The sequence below is a fragment of the Heyndrickxia sp. NPDC080065 genome, from assembly GCF_050281185.1.
Lineage (GTDB): Bacteria > Bacillota > Bacilli > Bacillales > Bacillaceae_C > Heyndrickxia.
In genome coordinates, this window is the sequence record NZ_JBNNWS010000015.1 from 1 (window position 1) to 17,354 (window position 17,354).

Here is a 17,354-nt window from a genome sequence, read left to right on the forward strand (position 1 = left end):
GGTCAGCATACATCCAAAAAGGTAAAAAAGTAAGAAAAATATCAAAAGGGGTTCGGAATGTGACCATTTCGAACCCCTTTTGTCTACAATCTGAACCGACAATGTTTTTATTGTCGGTTTTATTTTGTAGTGTTTTTCAGAAAGTTTAAAACTGGCTCAAAAGGCTGATTCAATTTTGATTCAAAATAACTAGCGAATGGACAACCAAGTTTATTAATTCGTTCAAGAACAGTATCCAAGGTAAAGTGCTCAGGATTAAGTTCTTCATTTACTTCATCCCAGAATAAAGGGGTAGCTACTAATGCATCATCATGTCCGCGCATGGAATATGGAGCTATGATTGTTTTTCCTTCAGCATGCTGGACAAAGTCAACATAGAGCCTTCCTTTTCTATGTTTTTTTAGTCTTTCAATGGTGAACAACTCAGGTCGCTCTGTTACAAGGTAATTTGCAATAAACTCTGTGAATAGACGAGTATCCTTCCAATTGTACCTTTTGTCAGGTAAGGGGATGTACACCTGAAGTCCTTTGTTTCCCGATGTTTTAACAAAAGTGGTTAAATTTAATTGATCAAATATTTTTTTCATCATTAAACTGGCTGTGACGGCTAAATGGAATTCCTTCCGTGTTGGTGGATCTAAATCAAAGACAATTTCACTAACGTATGGGTTATCGTTTGTATGAAATGGGATATGGTATTCAATAGCCAGTTGATTTGCTAACCACATCAAAGTTTGTAAATCATTACAAACAATATAATTTATCCCATCTTCCTGGTGTGTAGTGATATAGTCAGGAGCATAATCTGGACAATTTTTCTGATAAAAAGGCTCGCCAAATACTCCGTGTGGATATCGGATAACGGTTAAAGATCGATTTTGTAGAAATGGAAGGATGAATGGCGAAGCATCCCTCATATAGCGAATATAATCTAGCTTTGAAATAGGAGTTTTTCTCCATAATGGTTTATCAGGGTGTGTAATGTTTATCTCCTTTGGAACATTAGCTTCATTTAACAGAAATAGTTCATACGTACATGCCTCTGGTGTTAAATCGAAACGGAACTCATGAAAATGTGGTTCTCTAAGCTGCTGCTCGTACCATTCTAAGTAATTGATATCTACACAAATCGAAGGATGAATTTGTAACACTCCATTTTCCTTTGCTATAGCATTTGCTTTAATTACTTGATTTAAAGCTTTTTTTTGCTCGGGATCCATACTGAATATAAATACACCTAATGGAAAAAGTATATCTTCCTTATACACCGCTACATGATAATAACCATTTGAAGTGTCATATCCAGTAATAAAACATGAAGCTCTTTTCCAATTCTTGATTTTTATCCATGTTTCAGTACGTTTTCCTTCCTCCCATTTACTTTCGTTTATTTTCGCTACTACACCTTCTCCATCATTCTGGGCCACTTGTTTCCAAATTTTATCAAATTTCTTTTCGTAGGGTACGAATTGTACAAGTTTTGAGCAACCAATAGAGGGGTGTAAAGGTAATTCTAAGGAATCAAACATATCTTTAAGTTGTTGTTTTCTTCTATTAAAAGGATGCTGGGTTAAGGATGTTCCGTTTAATGTTAATATATCAAAAACTAAGTAACGACATGGTCTAATACTTACATGTCTTTGGATTCGATCCATCGATTTCATTCTGCCCCTAATCTGTAATTGACCAAAATTTGCTTTCCCGTCGTTTTCAAGTAAGACTAGTTCACCATCTAATTTTAACGGCAGAAAAGACGAAGCTTGTTTTTGAATGCTTAACAAGTAGCTTTCTATTTCTGGAAATTGTGGTAACAAGTCTTTTTCATTTCTACTCCAAAGGTGAATCTTATTTTGATCCCATTCCAATATGGCTCGAAAACCATCATACTTTATTTCGTATAACCAATTTCCTGTAGTCGGTGCATGTGATTTTAAAGTAGGGAGCATCGGTTTCATAACATATCACCACATTACATTTTTTATTACTATACCCTATTTATCCTTGCTATATTTCCAAAACTTTTTAAGTATCAAATCCACCGAAGGTATCAAACATTATAATAAGAAGTTTTTTAGAAAGGATGTATGAAAATGCACACAATTTGGAAGGGAAGTATAAGCTTCGGCTTAGTGAATATTCCGATAAAATTACATGCAGCAACAGAAGATAAGGATATTAAGCTTCGTTCACTTCATAAAAAATGTCATACACCGATAAAATATGAAAAAATTTGTCCTGTTTGTGAAACAGAATTGTCTATGGATGACATAGTTAAGGGATATGAAATTGCAAAAGGAAAGTTTGTTATCTTGGAAGAGACTGAGCTAGAGGAATTAAAAAAAGCGACCGAAGAAAAGGCAGTTGAAATTATTGATTTTATTAAGATGGAAGAAATTGATCCGATCTATTATAACCGAAGCTACTATATGTCTCCAAATGAAGGGGGGATAAAAGCCTATGGTTTACTTAGAAAAGCCTTAATCGAATCGAAAAAGTCTGGTTTAGCTAAAATCGTTATGCGATCAAAAGAACAATTAGCCGTTATTAGAGTATTTGAAAATACATTATTAATGGAGACGATTCATTTTCCAGATGAAGTAAGGAATGTCGCTGATGTTCCCAATGTCCCTGCTGAAGACCAAGTTTCTAAAAAAGAAATTGAAACTGCTATCCTATTGATTGATCAACTTACTACAACCTTTGAACCTGAAAAATATACAGACGAATATCGTTCAAAATTAATGGAATTAATTGAGTCGAAGCGTACAGGAAAAGAAATGGTTACCGCTAAGGAAAAGGAACCCGCGGCCAATGTTACTGATTTAATGGCAGCACTCCAAGCTTCTATTGATAAAACAAAACCGAAGGAGGTAAAGAAATCTCCTGCTAAACGAAAAAAAGCGACGACGAAAAAAGCACTATAAGTAAGGAAAAAGGCAGTTCAAAAAAGAATTGTCTTTTTCATGCACCAGGAAATTATAAAATATTCGCACTGTGGTAACTTTATGAAGAGCGAGGTTTACGTCTAGCTCCAGCGCCTATCGGCTAGCAGATTTCTCCGTCTCCTCCCTACGATAAGTCAACATCGGCTCGTGAACTACCTCACCGTGTTTCCTTTATCTCAGTCGAAGACTACGAAATCCGTACGCCGATGAGCAAGGCGTTTACGCTTTTGTTCTTATATGTGCTACGATTGAAGAGTTATCAGGAGGTTAGGAAGAATATGAAAACTCGTGCTATATGGTTAGGTGCTATTGAAATTATTTTATTAGGGATTTTTATATGGGGATTTTTTGCAATTGCAACCAGCTTTAATGGACCAGAAATTCACAAGTTTGATTATAATATTATTTCAATAGTACAAAGTAATATTTCAGATCGACTTACATCTATCATGTTGTTTATTACATTTTTTGGTTCTGTCAAAGGTGTGGCAATAATAACTGCCCTTGTAATTATTGCCCTTTTTATTACGAGGCATCGTTTATTAAGTTTATTTTTGATGGTAACAATTGGACTTGGTGCAGGTGTGTTTAATAAGATTTTAAAACTATATTTTAAAAGGGAACGACCAGATATTCAGCCTATTATTCAAGAACATGGCTATAGCTTTCCTAGTGGACATTCAATGGGGTCGATGATTTTATATGGTTCCTTGGCCTTTATCCTTTTTAAAGTATTCAACCATACATGGGCTAAAATAGTTGGAGCTATCTTTGGAATAGTCATGATTTTTGCAATTGGAATTAGCCGTATTTATCTTGGGGTTCACTATCCAAGTGATGTGGTAGGAGGTTATATCGCAGGTGCTTTTTGGTTATTAATCTGTATAATAACCTTTTCGTTTGTTGAAAAATGGAAGAAAAAAGGACTTAAGTCTTGATTTTATTTTTATCAATGCCTAGTTTTTATGGAATATTTCAGATAAAACTAGGCTATTGTCCATTTTAGCCCAAAACCAAAAAAATAAATTCCAAATTACCCAATCATGAATATGATGCTAGGGAAGTTTCTATAAGGGAGGTATGACTATATGAGTGGAGGAATAGGATACGGAGGCGGGTTTGCTTTTATCGTTGTCTTGTTTATTCTATTAATTATTGTTGGTGCAGCATATTTAGGTGGTGGGGGATACGGTCCAGGTTATGGTTATGGATACGGTTGTTGTTAATAATAAAAAGGCACCTTCTCTTGGGTGCCTTTTTCAAAAAGGTAAGAAAGTATTCATAAGTTACAAAGCGGAATTTTCCTTATTTATCTTGATTTTATTTGTTAATTGCTTTACAATTAAATTGAACTCAGATTAGGAGTGAATAGTTTGAAGCAAAGATTCTTTTCCACTGTATGTTTTGTTTTTCAATTCATACTGGCGCGGTCTAGGAGCCGTAAGGACGGAAGAGAGGAAGGGCTTTCGTTGTTTTGAAGTAAATGTTTTTACTGATTAATTTACCTATCAATCATCATTTTTATGGTTTCAAATATGGAGTTATTAGATTCACATGTTATAAAGAGTACCTACTTTTTTTGTGTGGATACTCTTTATAATATGTGAATTTTTATTTACTGCGTAAATATGAGTAACATATTAAAAAATTTTTGGAGGTTGTCTATTCATGACACAAGGTACAGTAAAATGGTTCAACAGTGAAAAAGGATTTGGCTTCATCGAAGTTGAAGGTGGAAACGATGTATTTGTACACTTCAGCGCGATTTCTGGCGAAGGTTACAAAACATTAGAAGAAGGTCAACGTGTAGAATTCAATATTGTTGAAGGTCAACGCGGACCACAAGCTGACAACGTTGTAAAACTATAATTTACAAAAAACTGCCTAAGGGCAGTTTTTTGTTTGCGAAATAAAACACATTAATCTTTTTTATTTTCAGATCCGACCTCAGATCTCGACCTTTGAAAGGTTGCATCAAATTTCCTACATCCCTCTATACCTCAAAAAAAAATCATCAATATTTGACAAATTTATGTACTTTCATCTTCTAGAGAATAACTATGTTATAATAGCTAATCATGCACATTTAGTATATGAGTTAAAGTAGAATTTGTCGATTTATATATAATTTAATCGATTTTTTTTTGTAGTTCTGATAGGCTGTTTTCGATAAAAATACTTGATTTATTTTATGAAAGTATTAAAATGATTGAGTACCAATTACCGAGGTAGACAATATTTACAAAAAAAATTAAAGTCACCTTTGAGTCATCATTATGACCAATAGGAGGTTAAACAATGGAAAAAATAAAATCTAATATTTATAGTTTGTTAAATAAAAAGTTTTCATTATTTTATTTAGTCGTTGTACTTTTTTGGATAAAATCATACGCTGTATATCAAGTAGAATTTAATCTAGATATAAAAAATAGCATGCAGGCGTTTTTGCTGTTCTTTAATCCGATTAGTTCAGCATTATTCTTTTTTGGTTTTGCTTTGTTCTTTAAAGGGCGTGCTCGTTCTATAGCAATGATTGTTATTGATGTAGTACTTTCAATCCTTTTATATGCAAATGTTTGTTACTATCGCTTTTTTAATAACTTTATTACCATTCCGGTTCTTTTTCAAACAAAGAATTTTGGATCATTAGGCGGTAGTGCAACGGCATTGATGAAGCCTTATGATGTACTTTATTTCTTAGATATAATTATCATCGTTGGATTGATTCTATTTAAAGTAGTTAAATCACAAGCAGAAAGAATGAATCGTCGTTCTATTTTTGCAGTGTTTGCGGGAGCAATTGCATTTTTTATTATTAACCTAGGATTAGCAGAGGCTGATCGCCCAGAACTATTAACTCGTACATTTGACAATACCTATATTGTTAAATATCTTGGAATATATAATCATACAATTTACGATGCGATCCAAACAACTAAATCTTCAGCGCAGCGTGCATTTGCTGATAGCAGTGATGTCGTTGATGTTGAAAACTATGCGAAGGCAAATCATGCAGACCCAAATAAAAAATATTTTGGTGCTGCAAAAGGAAGAAACGTTATCTTTGTTTCATTGGAGTCATTTCAGAATTTCCTAATTAATTATAAGCTTGATGGGCAAGAAGTGACACCATTCTTAAATAAATTAACTAATGATAAAAATACATTTTATTTCGATAACTTTTTCCATCAAACAGGACAAGGAAAAACTTCGGATGCTGAATTTATGATGGAAAATTCATTATTCCCTTTACCAAAAGGTGCTGTATTTACTACAAAGGCTCTTAATACTTTCCAAGCCGCACCAGCCATTCTAGGGCAAAAAGGATATACATCTGCAGTTTTCCATGGTAACGTTAAATCATTCTGGAACCGAGATGAAATGTATAAGTCTTTAGGCTATGATAAGTTCTTTGATGCTAATTATTATGACATGAGTCCCGAAAATACAATTAACTACGGTATGGAAGATAAACCATATTTCAAGGAATCGATGCCTTATCTTGAAAAACTTCCACAACCTTTTTATACAAAATTTATAACGTTATCAAACCATTTTCCATTTGAATTAAATAATGATCCGAACTTCCCTAAAGGAGATTTTGGAGATAAAATCGTCGATAATTATTTTCAAACAGCTCATTATTTAGATCAAGCAATGGAGCAGTTCTTCAATGATTTAAAAGCTTCTGGATTATACGATAACTCGATTATTATTATGTATGGTGACCATTACGGCCTATCTGAAAATCATAATAAAGCAATGGCAAAGGTAATGGGGGTAGATGAAATTACACCTTATATTAATGCCCAATTGCAAAGAGTTCCATTATTTATCCATGTACCTGGTGTAAAAGGTCATATTGATCACACTTATGGCGGTGAAGTGGATGTTCGTCCTACTCTAATGCATTTACTTGGTATAGATACAAAAGATTACATTCAATTTGGAACAGACTTATTGTCTAAAGAACATCGTGAAATCGTACCATTCCGTAATGGTGATTATGTTTCAAAAGATTATACTCAAATTAGCGGAGAATGTTATAAAAATCCTACAGGTGAAAAAGCCGATAATAAGTCATGCCAAGAAACTGATAAAGTAGTTAAAACTGAACTAGAATTATCAGATAAAGTGGTCTATGATGACTTACTACGTTTCTATACACCAAAAGGATTTACACCGGTCAATCGTTCAGATTATGATTATACGAAAAATCAAGCCACCGATGAAACAACAAATACAGACAATCATAATTAAGCTGAAATCCTCTCATTTATGAGAGGATTTTTTTTGTGTCTAGCGCAAGCAGCCGGCCACTCGGGGATATTTACTTGTCAGGGCTGATCAAGGCGCTTGCGCTTTTCGTATTAACCATACATAAATTAAAGCTTATATCGAACAATAACAGGAGATTGGAGGGAGGGATTTTAGTGAGTAAGGTGAAAAGAGGAGGAAGTGAAAATAATTTAAAATGGTGGCAATTATCTGTTATTGGTGTAGGATGTATTATTGGTACTGGTTTTTTTCTGGGGACGAGTATTGGAATTAAGCTTGCTGGTCCTTCCTATGTCTTTTCACTTGTAACCGCATCAATTGCTACTTACTTTGTATATGAGGCACTAGCAAAAATGACAATTAATGAACCACTAGAGGGTTCGTTCCGATCCTATGCTAAGAAAGCATATGGGAAATGGGCGGGTTTTTGCAGCGGTTGGGTGTATTGGTGTGCAGAAATGTTAATTATGGGTAGTCAAATGACTGCATTATCTATATTTTCGAGATTCTGGTTTCCTCAAGTACCACTTTGGTTATTTGCTGCTGGGTATGCAGTTTTAGGCATTTTAGTAGTCATCATTGGTACAAAAGGTTTTGACCGTTTAGAGAGTTTATTTGCCGTTGTGAAGTTTGCAGCCATACTTATGTTTATCATCATCGCACTCATTTCTTTGTTTGGCTTAATAGATAAAGGAAATAATCATAATCCTCCCAATACAATAAATGAAATTTTTCCTCATAAGGTATTTGGATTGTGGTCATCATTAATTTTTGCCTTTTATGCATTTGGTGGAATTGAAATAATGGGGATTATGTCTACTCGGCTGCAAAATAAAATGGATGCAACAAAATCGGGAAAAGTGATGTTATTATTAATAGTCATTATATATGTAATTTCTGTTGGTTTAGCTGTCTCAATGGATTCATGGCAAGCATTTAATTCAAGTAAAAGTCCTTTTGTGACTGCTTTAGATGATCATCATTTACCTTTCTATCCTCATGTTTTTAACGGTGCCTTAATTATAGCTGGATTTTCCACCATGGTTGCTTCGCTCTTTGGAGTAACAACTATGTTAGCGATACTAGCTAAAGATCATGATGCTCCATCCATTTTTGCTAAGGAAAATGTCACTAGAAAGAACCAAAGACAGCGTCCGCCTTTACCTGCTCTTGGGCTTTCTATTTTTGGTCTTGTAGTATCAATCATATTTTCCCTAATAATGCCTGATAAAATATATGAGTATATTACGACAGCTGCGGGATTAATGTTAATATACAATTGGTTATTCATATTAATCACTTCTAATAAATTATTAAAGTTAACATTTTTTTCTCAAATAAAGAGATACATTGGAATCGTAATAATCGTTATTGCCATTACTGGAACCTTGGTAAAAGATGCGAGCAGACCAGGTTTTTTTATCAGTTTATTATTTTTAGCTGTGATAGGTTTAGCGGTATGGAAGAGGAATCATTTTTGGCAAAAACATAACAAATAATTATAAATGGAAGTTGATTTAGAATAAAATTTTCATGGCTTCCAAGCCAAAATAAACCCCAAAACCAATTAGAGAAAGTCCTGAAAGTATAGAAATAGAAACTAAAAATTTAGTATTCAATATTTTTCGAAAGGTACTTGAAACAGCAGCCATCGAAATATCCCAAATGAAGAGTCCAATAAAAATAGCACCACTGTATAACAACAGTTGATCCGTTTCCACAGATTGCATTGCTTTTGCTAAAACAGATCCATAGATACCTAGCCAAAAAAGAATGGTTATTGGATTAGAAATGGACAAAAGAAAACCAGAGGAAAAAGATTTTCGTAGCGATTCGCTTTTTCTAAGTGGATCATTCGTTATTTTTTTGACTGATAGGAAACTTTCTATTCCAGTATATGTTAAAACAAAACAACCGAATAAATATAGAAAAGATTTAATAAACGATGTTTCAAGAAAATGCACAAGCCCAAAATAGACACACATCATATAAAAAACGTCTGCAACCATTGATCCTAATCCAACTAGCCATGCATGGAGAAACCCATTTTTAATTCCTTTATCTATTTGTGCTGCGTTTATTGGACCTAGTGGGGCTGCTAAGGATATTCCTAAAAAGATATAACTGAAGAAAATAGTCATGTTCGCTTATCCTCCCAAAAATAGAACTTATATATTCTATTCAAGGGATTATGCTTGTACAACAAAAAAATCCATAAAAATTACAAAAAAAAGAGGATGCTTTATTTTGCAGCCTCTTCTAATATAGATATTATTCATTCTTTTTTTCGTTAGGGGGAGATATTTCTTCAGATGTTTCCATTGCATAGTTTATGACGGACATTCCTCGTTTGCTTTTTTGTTCATGAGGATAAAACACTTTATACATGTAAATGTGTACAAAGTACTCACAAAAAGAGAAAGCAAGAGCACCAAATATAGAAGCCCAAAAAAGTGCAAGATAATTATCATCTACATTTCCATAAAAATTAAGCGACCAAATTAATAGGAATGCTACTCCATAATCTGTTGAGGTAGCTATAATATTATTGGAACGGGGTAAAATGAACTTATCTCCAATATATGTTATAACACCAATAATGATTGTTATTAAAACAATACTTTGTAAAGACAATCCATAAATTAAGCCTAATACTACAAAAAAGGCAGCAAAAGAAGCAATAAATTTTATCGCTAATGCGGTAAGTGTTTTCATTGTTTTAACTCCTTTGGTTTTTACATTTTGTATTATTTTTTTATAAAACAAGTTTGATTATTCATTTTGAAAAAATTAATATCATAAGTCATATTTATTAAAGGCATTGCTAAACAAAGTTGTTGTTTCTGGCAAAGTACTGTAGGGTATGCGTTAAGCTAGTTATACTCTGTATAGAAATCGCTTCACGCATACCCTACAGGTAATTTTAACAACAATAATCATTAACAAAGCCGTAATAAAAAAATAGATAGAGGATCTTGTCCTCTATCTATTGGTCATACATATATCAGTTTAAAAAGGTTAATTAATTCGATTCATCCTGTTTTTCGGTTATTTTGTATTTTAAATAATTATAATTTTTTGTAGGGATTGTTTTAATAACGGTACCATTCCTATCCTTGTATACTTCATACTCCCGATAGGTTTCAATCACATAGCCATCCTCTTTTTTTGAGTCGATAAATTTGTATTCAAATATAGGATTTACACCTTCTTCAGTTGTTTCCTCTTGTTCATCATTAAATACTGGAATTGATGTATGTACATTACTTAGATCATTTTCAGTTTTTCCATTTAAATAGGCAAGGAAAATCAACGTGCATATTATAAAAATAGCTGCTAACGATTTTTTTTTACGTTTCAAAGTAAACCCACTCCTTAAAATCTTAAATAAAGGTTTAAGTAAAAAATGAATTATGCCTTAACACTAAATATGCTTGTCTTGAATGATATATGCAAAATTGTGTTAGGCTTTCATAAAAAACAATCGTTTTGTAAAATACTTAAGTTAAGAATATTTTGTTCAAAATTCAATTTCATTTGTATTTTTTACACAGGCAAACCATTGATTCTGAATTTCGTTGTGATGGTCAATTATTTGTGAAGCTTTAAGTATCCTTGTATCATATGTACTATGTCCGTCTTTAACGAGGATTACATCATATCCTAGGCTATATGCTCTGCGGCAAGTTGCATCCACACATACTTCAGTTTGGATTCCAGTTATGATTATTTGTTTCACCCCACGGATATCTAATTCTTGATGAAGATTTGTTTCATGGAATGAATCCGCATGATTTTTTTCGATAATGATGTCTTTTTCAGTAGGAATTATATCAGGGTGGATTTCCCACCCGGAAGTTCCGCGTTCAAGAGGTTTTCCGGGTTTATCGTTAAACATCATGAAAATAATAGGAGCTTGGACCATCTGTGCTCTTGAAATAAGTACTTGAATGTTCTTTAGTAATTCATTTCTCCTATATAAAGGTTCGGCTTCCCGGAAAGAACCTAATTGTACATCAATGATTAACAAGGCAGTATTCCTTCCTTTCATAAAAATTACCTCCACTTTCAATCTATTTGCATCAGAATTTAGTTTGTGAAATGAGGAATTAATTATCCAAAAACAATTTTATTTTCCTAATATTAGTAGGGGTATATAATAGAATTGGTCTAAAGTGGATTGTTACATAATTGAAACTTTATGTAAAATTCAATCATAATTTTTCTTTATGTAGTTTTTTATGGAAATATTTATGAATTGGATAAAATTCCCTTATGTTAATTTAATTGTTTAATAGCAAAGGGGCATGTATTCTAATAAAATATTACCAACTTTTGGTTAATGAATAGAAATATTACAGATGGTAGCCTATTAGTAGATAAAAAAGCAGACTAATAGGAGGTAATTATGAAAAAAATGTTTAAACGGATAGCATTAGCTCTTGTTGCTTCTATTTCACTATTAGGTATTGCTACACAGTCTATGGCAGCAAGTAATACGTATACAGTAAAATCAGGAGATACGTATTGGAATCTAGCAAGTAAATATGGTGTGACAATTTCTGAATTAAAAAAAGCAAATAATAAACAAGACAATGTACTAAAAGTAGGACAAAACCTAGTAATCCCAAATTCTTTTATTTCAGAAGCAGATAAAGATCTGATGGCACGTTTGGTTTTTGCTGAGGCAAAAGGAGAACCATATGCTGGGAAAGTTGCCGTAGCAACGGTAGTTCTAAACAGATTAAGTAATCAAGAATTTCCTAATACCATTAGTGGTATTATTAACCAAGTTGAGTCAGGTCATTATGCCTTCACTCCGGTACAGAACGGCTCAATAAAAACACCGGCAGATTCAGCATCTAAAAAAGCTGTTAATGAAGCATTAGCCTTAAGAGGACAAGGGAATGGATCCATCTATTTCTACAACCCAAAAACAGCTAAAAGTAAATGGGTTTTTTCACGTACAGTCATAACAAAAATCGGGAATCATGTTTTTGCAAAATAATCCTTATAAAAAGTCTTTCCTATAAGTGACGGACACTTATGGGAAAGCCTTTTTAATTACTTAAAGTACCTTTAAAAGGACTAAAAGCTATTGAATGAAGTTTTAATCTATAAATTTTTAATGTAAAAGTGTTGACTTCTAGTTTGGTTGTAACTATAATAGTTACATCAAGAGGACGAAATGATGAAAATATGTATTCTTTTTGCTATATTTTTGCATATTCTTTTTCTCTTGAGACCTATTAATAAGTATATGTTACAAAGTAAATGTGTAAGAATAACTATGCATTCTAAAATAGAGAAAGCATATTTTTTTACACAAGATGTAACTACGATAGTTACAATGATATTAATACGAAATGTGAGGGAAAATATAATGACTGTAAAAATTAAAGCTTATTCGGATTTCATATGTCCTTTTTGTTTTTTAGGAAAAGGTCCTTTAGATGAAATTGTGAAGGAGAAAGATGTAGAAGTAGAATGGATGCCATTTGAATTACGTCCAAGCCCATATTCTAAAATTGATCCATGGAAAGAACCCGACAAGTTAAGATCATGGGATTCCTTTATTCTACCTACTGCGAAAAAACTAGGGGTAGATATGCGTTTACCACATGTCTCTCCTCATCCATATACACATTTGGCCTTTGAAGGATATCAATTCGCAAAGGAACATGGAAAAGGAAATGAGTTTCATCATCGAGTATTTACTGCCTTCTTTCAAGAGGAACAAAATATCGAGGATGTAGAAGTATTAACAAAATTAGCGGGCGAAGTAGGACTTTTTAAGGATGATTTTAAAGATGCTTTAGTATCACGAAAATATCGCGAAGCCCATCAAAATGCATTAAAACATGCTTATGAAGAAGCGCAAATTATGGCTGTCCCAACGTTTATTATTGGTGATGAAGTGATTCAAGGTTTGGCCAGCAAAGAAAGGCTAGCCCAAGTCATTGACAAAGAATTAAAAAAAAAGAAAACAAATGAGTTCGATGGCATGCAATGTGATATGAATGGGTATTGCTAATACACTTTGAAAGGAATATTTTTATATTCCTTTTTTTAATAAAATTTTTTAAAATCGACAAATACCAAGTGAAAAAATTGGTTTTTGTCATTTTTTATTTTAATAAAAAATAATTCAGCAAATATTGTTAAATCTATAGTAAAGGATTTGTAAAAAGGAGAGAAAAACATGCCATTTGCACAATGTGGAAATAGGAATATTTTTTATGACGATTTAGGAAAAGGTCCAGCTATTTTATTTGCTCACCCTCCAGGGATGGGAAGAAAAACTTTTTTAAAGCAACTCCCTCTACAATCATCATTTCGTTTACTGATTCCAGATTTTTCAGGGCATGGGGAGAGCCTTTCTCCTGATGGTAATATGACAGTTTCTACCTATATTGAAGAAATTGAAGCCATACGCAATGCTGCAGGAGAAAATGAATTATTCCTTTTTGGCTATTCATCGGGCGGAATTATTGTACAAGAATATGCAATTTTGTACCCAAAGAACGTTAAAGGTGTGATATTATCAGGTGGGTACCCAAAAGTTCAATCAGACGTTTTCAAAGTAGAACATCAAATTGGGATCAATATGGTCGTGTTTGTTCCTACATTATTAGCCAAATTATTATCCATAAGTCATTTTAATGTAAAATCATTGCAATTAGAATTATATGAGCACATTATTAAATCCAATCGACATATTTGGAGGCAGTTTTATATTGAATCTTTGCATTTTGACTGTATAGATCGATTAATATCTTTAAATGCTCCACTCATGCTTTTATACGGTTCAAAGTCTGATTATGTCAATAACAATGTTAAACTATATCGAAAGATTATTGATACTGAAATCCATTTTATTAGAGGAGCAGGCCATCAATTGCCAACGAGAAAATACAATCAGGTAAACGAATTAATTAGTTGTTTTATTAAAAAAACTGTTAATTTAACATAATTTTATTATGTAAACTAGATGAATGGAAAAGTGTTAGAAAAAAATTACGAGACAATCACGACTACAGAATTTATATTTTTATTGGAACTATGTTTGGTAAAGGAGTTAAAAAAATGAATGACTCTCGGTTTAAAATTGCTCATAAGGAAGCGTGGATTGGAGTAGGACTTGCAGTTATTCACTTTCTCTGGTGGTTTTGTTTTGCTTATGGCTATGGTAGTGAAAAGGTAGAAGAATATACATACATATTTGGTTTACCTGAATGGTTTTTTTATAGTTGTGTCCTTGGTTTTGTTGTCATAGTCATTTTAGTATTTATTGCAGTCAAGTGTTTTTTTAAGGAAGTGCCTTTTGAGGAAGAGGAAAGACAATGAATATACAAGTTATTATTCCTCTTTTATTATTTTTAATCTTATTTTTTATTGTTGGTCTTTGGGCATCACGGTATACTCATAGCTCTAATTCTTTTATTCAAGAATATTTCTTAGGCAGCCGGCAAATGGGCGGCTTTATTTTGGCAATGACAATGGTGGCTACATACGGAAGCGGAAGCAGTTTCATTGGTGGACCAGGTGCAGCATATAATTATGGATTGGCTTGGGTGCTTTTATCCATGACACAAGTGGTAACAGGTTATTTTGTATTAATGGTTCTAGGTAAAAAATTTGCTATTATTGCTCGTAAATATAACGCTATTACATTAATTGACTTTTTAAAGGAAAGATATCAATCGCATTGGGTTACTATTATTGCGGCTATAAGTATAATTATCTTTTTATTTTCATCCATGATTGCACAATGGGTTGGCGGTGCGAGATTAATGGAATCTATTTTGGGGGTATCCTATACAACGGCTTTATTTATATTTGCCGTCTCTGTTCTTATCTATGTCATTATCGGTGGGTTTAGAGCAGTTGCTATTACAGACACTATTCAAGGTATAGTTATGCTAGGGGGTACATTAATTCTTTTGATTGCTACCATCGTTGCTGGAGGTGGGATGGAGAATATTATGAATGAATTAAAACACCAGAATCCCTATTTACTAAGTCCTTATGGAGCAGATCGATCATTAACTCCAATTTATATTTCAAGCTTTTGGATACTTGTAGGGGTCGGTGTTGTTGGTTTACCACAGATTGCTGTAAGGGCGATGTCATATAAAAATGCTAAGGCTATGCATCAAGCTATTTTAATCGGTACAATTGTAATTGGCGTGATTATGTTTGGAATGCATTTAATTGGTGTTTTTGCACATGCAATCGTCCCAGGAATAGAAAATGTTGATACAGTTATGCCGATTATTACTATGAAGGTTTTACCACCATGGGCTGCGGGAATCGTATTAGCTGCACCGATGGCAGCAATAATGTCAACGGTTAACTCGGTGCTAATCCTTGTTTCATCTGCAGTTGTTAAGGATTTATATATAGGATATGTTGACAGGGATGCGAATATTGAAAAAGTGAAAAAAATAAGTTTTTGGACAACTACTATTATTGGAATTGCAGTTTTACTTTTTGCTATTCATCCACCTGATCTCCTTATTTGGTTAAATCTATTTTCGTTTGGGGGATTGGAAGCAGTCTTTATTTGGCCGATTGTAATGGGGCTATATTGGAAAAATGGGAATAAATATGGTGCATTTTCCTCTATGATTATTGGTATGGGATCTTACATTTTTTTAGATCGTTTTCACCCTAATGCATTTGGCATGCATACAGTGGTTTTACCAATATTACTTTCTTTCTTTGTATTTATTTTCGTGTCCTTGTTAACAAAAAGAAAAGCCATCCATTTACAATAGTGGGTGGCTATTTTTATCCAAAATTTATTTTATACAGTTGTGTGGGAAGGGTTCTTTTCTGTTTCATTTTCATTACTTGGCCTAACTGCTAAAAATGCCAGGATTGCTCCAATAAGGCTAAGAAAAGCAAGAATAATAAACAGAAATGTTGAATTACTTTTCATATAATAGGCCATTACAGGAGGACCTGCAGCAACCCCGATGAAACGCATAGAACTGTAAAATGCGGTCACCGTTCCTCGAATGTTTTTCTCAATTGTTTGGGTAATAATTGCATCTAGGCATGGAAGACTAGCTCCGATACCAAGTCCACAAATAAGAAATACAATGAGGAGAAACATAAATTGATCAGAAAAGCTGACTGCAACAACTGCAATTCCAGTTAAAATAATGCTTGAGAAGATAATCCATTTCATCAAGACCAAATTTTCTTTAATAACTTTCCCAGCAATATAAGAAGCAAGGCAGAGTGCTGCTAGAGGAACAGCTAGAATAAATCCTTTTTTGACGCCATGATAATGGTACTGATCTTCAAGAGTACTTGAGAGATAGAAAAGTACTGCAAATAAAATAAACATGAGGATAGCTCCGATCGCAAAAACAGCTAGGAGCCATCTACTATGTTCTTTAAATACTTCTCGTGTGTTATGGAGAAAATCCTTAAACTTCAGTCCTGCTTTATCATTATTTGGTTTTTTTACTAGGAAAATAATAGATAATAAGGAAATTAAGCAAAAAACAGGGATAGATAGAAAAGGCAAAAACCAAATAAATCCCGCAAGAAAGCTTCCAAGAATAGGACTGATAACTTTTCCTAAAGTATTCGATGTTTCTATTATTCCTAATGTGGTACTTACATCTTTTTCACGTTGAAACATGTCACCTACAAGTGGAAGCACAATTGGCAATCCTCCTGCAGCACCAATACCTTGCAATATTCGTCCAATTAAAATAACAGAAAAAGGATCCTTTAATTGCCATGCGGCCCATCCAGAAATGATTCCTCCAATTCCAGAAATAATTAGTGAAGGAATAATCACTATTTTTCTTCCATAGCGATCAGAAAGAAAACCAGCTATAGGGATTAAAAAAATTGCTACAATTGAATAAACCGTTATAATATAACTAGATTGTACCTTTGAAATATCTAGTTTTTTTTCTAACAACGGCAGAATAGGAATGAGCATAGAATTCCCAAGAGTCATGATTAAGGGAATTGAAGAAATAGATACAATTGCCCAACGTTTTTCATGAATTTCATTATGATGAAGATTCAATGCATTGTTTTTAGCCATGATCATTAATATTTCCTTTCGTTGTTATCTAGAACTGTTTTCACACATATTGCTGC

At 33.2% G+C, this 17,354-nt stretch carries 16 protein-coding genes and 1 pseudogene; 11 read left to right on the forward strand and 6 right to left on the reverse strand.

Annotation, left to right across the window (positions count from 1 at the left end):
• Positions 1–119: 119 nt before the first annotated feature.
• Entirely contained in the window at positions 120–1,955 is a 1,836-nt protein-coding gene (locus tag ACQKP0_RS17900; RefSeq protein WP_427407193.1) for a DNA ligase D, read from the reverse strand.
• Between the two features lie 135 nt (positions 1,956–2,090).
• Between ACQKP0_RS17900 and ACQKP0_RS17905 the strand changes: the two genes are divergently transcribed.
• The 6 genes and pseudogenes from ACQKP0_RS17905 to ACQKP0_RS17930 all read left to right on the forward strand — a co-directional run bounded on the left by ACQKP0_RS17905 (position 2,091) and on the right by ACQKP0_RS17930 (position 8,722).
• Complete coding sequence (locus ACQKP0_RS17905) at positions 2,091–2,924, forward strand: Ku protein (RefSeq protein ID WP_427407194.1); 834 nt, start codon at positions 2,091–2,093, stop codon at positions 2,922–2,924.
• A gap of 299 nt (positions 2,925–3,223) precedes the next feature.
• Positions 3,224–3,883: a phosphatase PAP2 family protein gene (locus ACQKP0_RS17910; protein ID WP_427407195.1), complete on the forward strand. Its 660-nt coding sequence runs from the start codon at positions 3,224–3,226 to the stop codon at positions 3,881–3,883.
• Between the two features lie 150 nt (positions 3,884–4,033).
• Positions 4,034–4,117, forward strand: a pseudogene (locus ACQKP0_RS17915) (YjcZ family sporulation protein); the annotation flags it as partial.
• A 496-nt stretch (positions 4,118–4,613) separates the two neighbouring features.
• A complete protein-coding gene (locus ACQKP0_RS17920; RefSeq protein WP_427407196.1) occupies positions 4,614–4,814 on the forward strand; it encodes a cold-shock protein in 201 nt (66 codons plus the stop codon).
• Positions 4,815–5,243: 429 nt separating this feature from the next.
• Positions 5,244–7,205 carry an LTA synthase family protein gene (locus tag ACQKP0_RS17925; RefSeq protein ID WP_427407197.1) on the forward strand — a complete coding sequence of 654 codons (1,962 nt, stop codon included), beginning with the start codon at positions 5,244–5,246 and terminating at the stop codon, positions 7,203–7,205.
• A gap of 173 nt (positions 7,206–7,378) precedes the next feature.
• A complete protein-coding gene (locus ACQKP0_RS17930) occupies positions 7,379–8,722 on the forward strand; it encodes an amino acid permease (protein ID WP_427407198.1) in 1,344 nt (447 codons plus the stop codon).
• An 18-nt stretch (positions 8,723–8,740) separates the two neighbouring features.
• On the opposite strand, the gene ACQKP0_RS17935 is transcribed toward ACQKP0_RS17930, so the two are convergent.
• The 4 genes from ACQKP0_RS17935 to ACQKP0_RS17950 all read right to left on the reverse strand — a co-directional run bounded on the left by ACQKP0_RS17935 (position 8,741) and on the right by ACQKP0_RS17950 (position 11,274).
• Positions 8,741–9,364 (reverse strand): LysE family transporter, encoded by a 624-nt coding sequence (locus ACQKP0_RS17935; protein WP_427407199.1) that lies wholly within the window; start codon positions 9,362–9,364, stop codon positions 8,741–8,743.
• A 130-nt stretch (positions 9,365–9,494) separates the two neighbouring features.
• The gene (locus ACQKP0_RS17940) at positions 9,495–9,938 is read right to left on the reverse strand and encodes a YndM family protein (RefSeq protein WP_427407200.1); all 444 of its coding nucleotides are present in this window, start codon (positions 9,936–9,938) and stop codon (positions 9,495–9,497) included.
• A 307-nt stretch (positions 9,939–10,245) separates the two neighbouring features.
• Positions 10,246–10,584, reverse strand: a complete 339-nt coding sequence (locus ACQKP0_RS17945) for a hypothetical protein (protein WP_427407201.1) — start codon at positions 10,582–10,584, stop codon at positions 10,246–10,248.
• A 159-nt stretch (positions 10,585–10,743) separates the two neighbouring features.
• Positions 10,744–11,274, reverse strand: coding sequence for a cysteine hydrolase family protein (locus tag ACQKP0_RS17950; RefSeq protein WP_427407202.1), 531 nt, complete (start codon positions 11,272–11,274; stop codon positions 10,744–10,746).
• 366 nt (positions 11,275–11,640) lie between these two features.
• On the opposite strand from ACQKP0_RS17950, the gene ACQKP0_RS17955 reads away from it, so the two are divergent.
• From ACQKP0_RS17955 to panF, 5 genes are all read left to right on the forward strand, one after another.
• Positions 11,641–12,231 (forward strand): cell wall hydrolase, encoded by a 591-nt coding sequence (locus tag ACQKP0_RS17955; protein WP_427407329.1) that lies wholly within the window; start codon positions 11,641–11,643, stop codon positions 12,229–12,231.
• Between the two features lie 375 nt (positions 12,232–12,606).
• The gene (locus ACQKP0_RS17960) at positions 12,607–13,257 is read left to right on the forward strand and encodes a DsbA family oxidoreductase (protein ID WP_427407203.1); all 651 of its coding nucleotides are present in this window, start codon (positions 12,607–12,609) and stop codon (positions 13,255–13,257) included.
• A 168-nt stretch (positions 13,258–13,425) separates the two neighbouring features.
• The gene (locus ACQKP0_RS17965) at positions 13,426–14,196 is read left to right on the forward strand and encodes an alpha/beta fold hydrolase (protein WP_427407204.1); all 771 of its coding nucleotides are present in this window, start codon (positions 13,426–13,428) and stop codon (positions 14,194–14,196) included.
• A 113-nt stretch (positions 14,197–14,309) separates the two neighbouring features.
• Positions 14,310–14,570 carry a YhdT family protein gene (locus tag ACQKP0_RS17970; protein WP_427407205.1) on the forward strand — a complete coding sequence of 87 codons (261 nt, stop codon included), beginning with the start codon at positions 14,310–14,312 and terminating at the stop codon, positions 14,568–14,570.
• Entirely contained in the window at positions 14,567–16,003 is a 1,437-nt protein-coding gene (panF, locus tag ACQKP0_RS17975) for a sodium/pantothenate symporter (protein WP_427407206.1), read from the forward strand. Before ACQKP0_RS17970 ends, panF begins: the two co-directional genes overlap by 4 nt.
• Positions 16,004–16,032: 29 nt before the next feature.
• Here the strand turns inward: panF and ACQKP0_RS17980 are convergent, their stop codons facing one another.
• A complete protein-coding gene (locus tag ACQKP0_RS17980) occupies positions 16,033–17,298 on the reverse strand; it encodes an MFS transporter (RefSeq protein WP_427407207.1) in 1,266 nt (421 codons plus the stop codon).
• Positions 17,299–17,354: the final 56 nt, after the last annotated feature.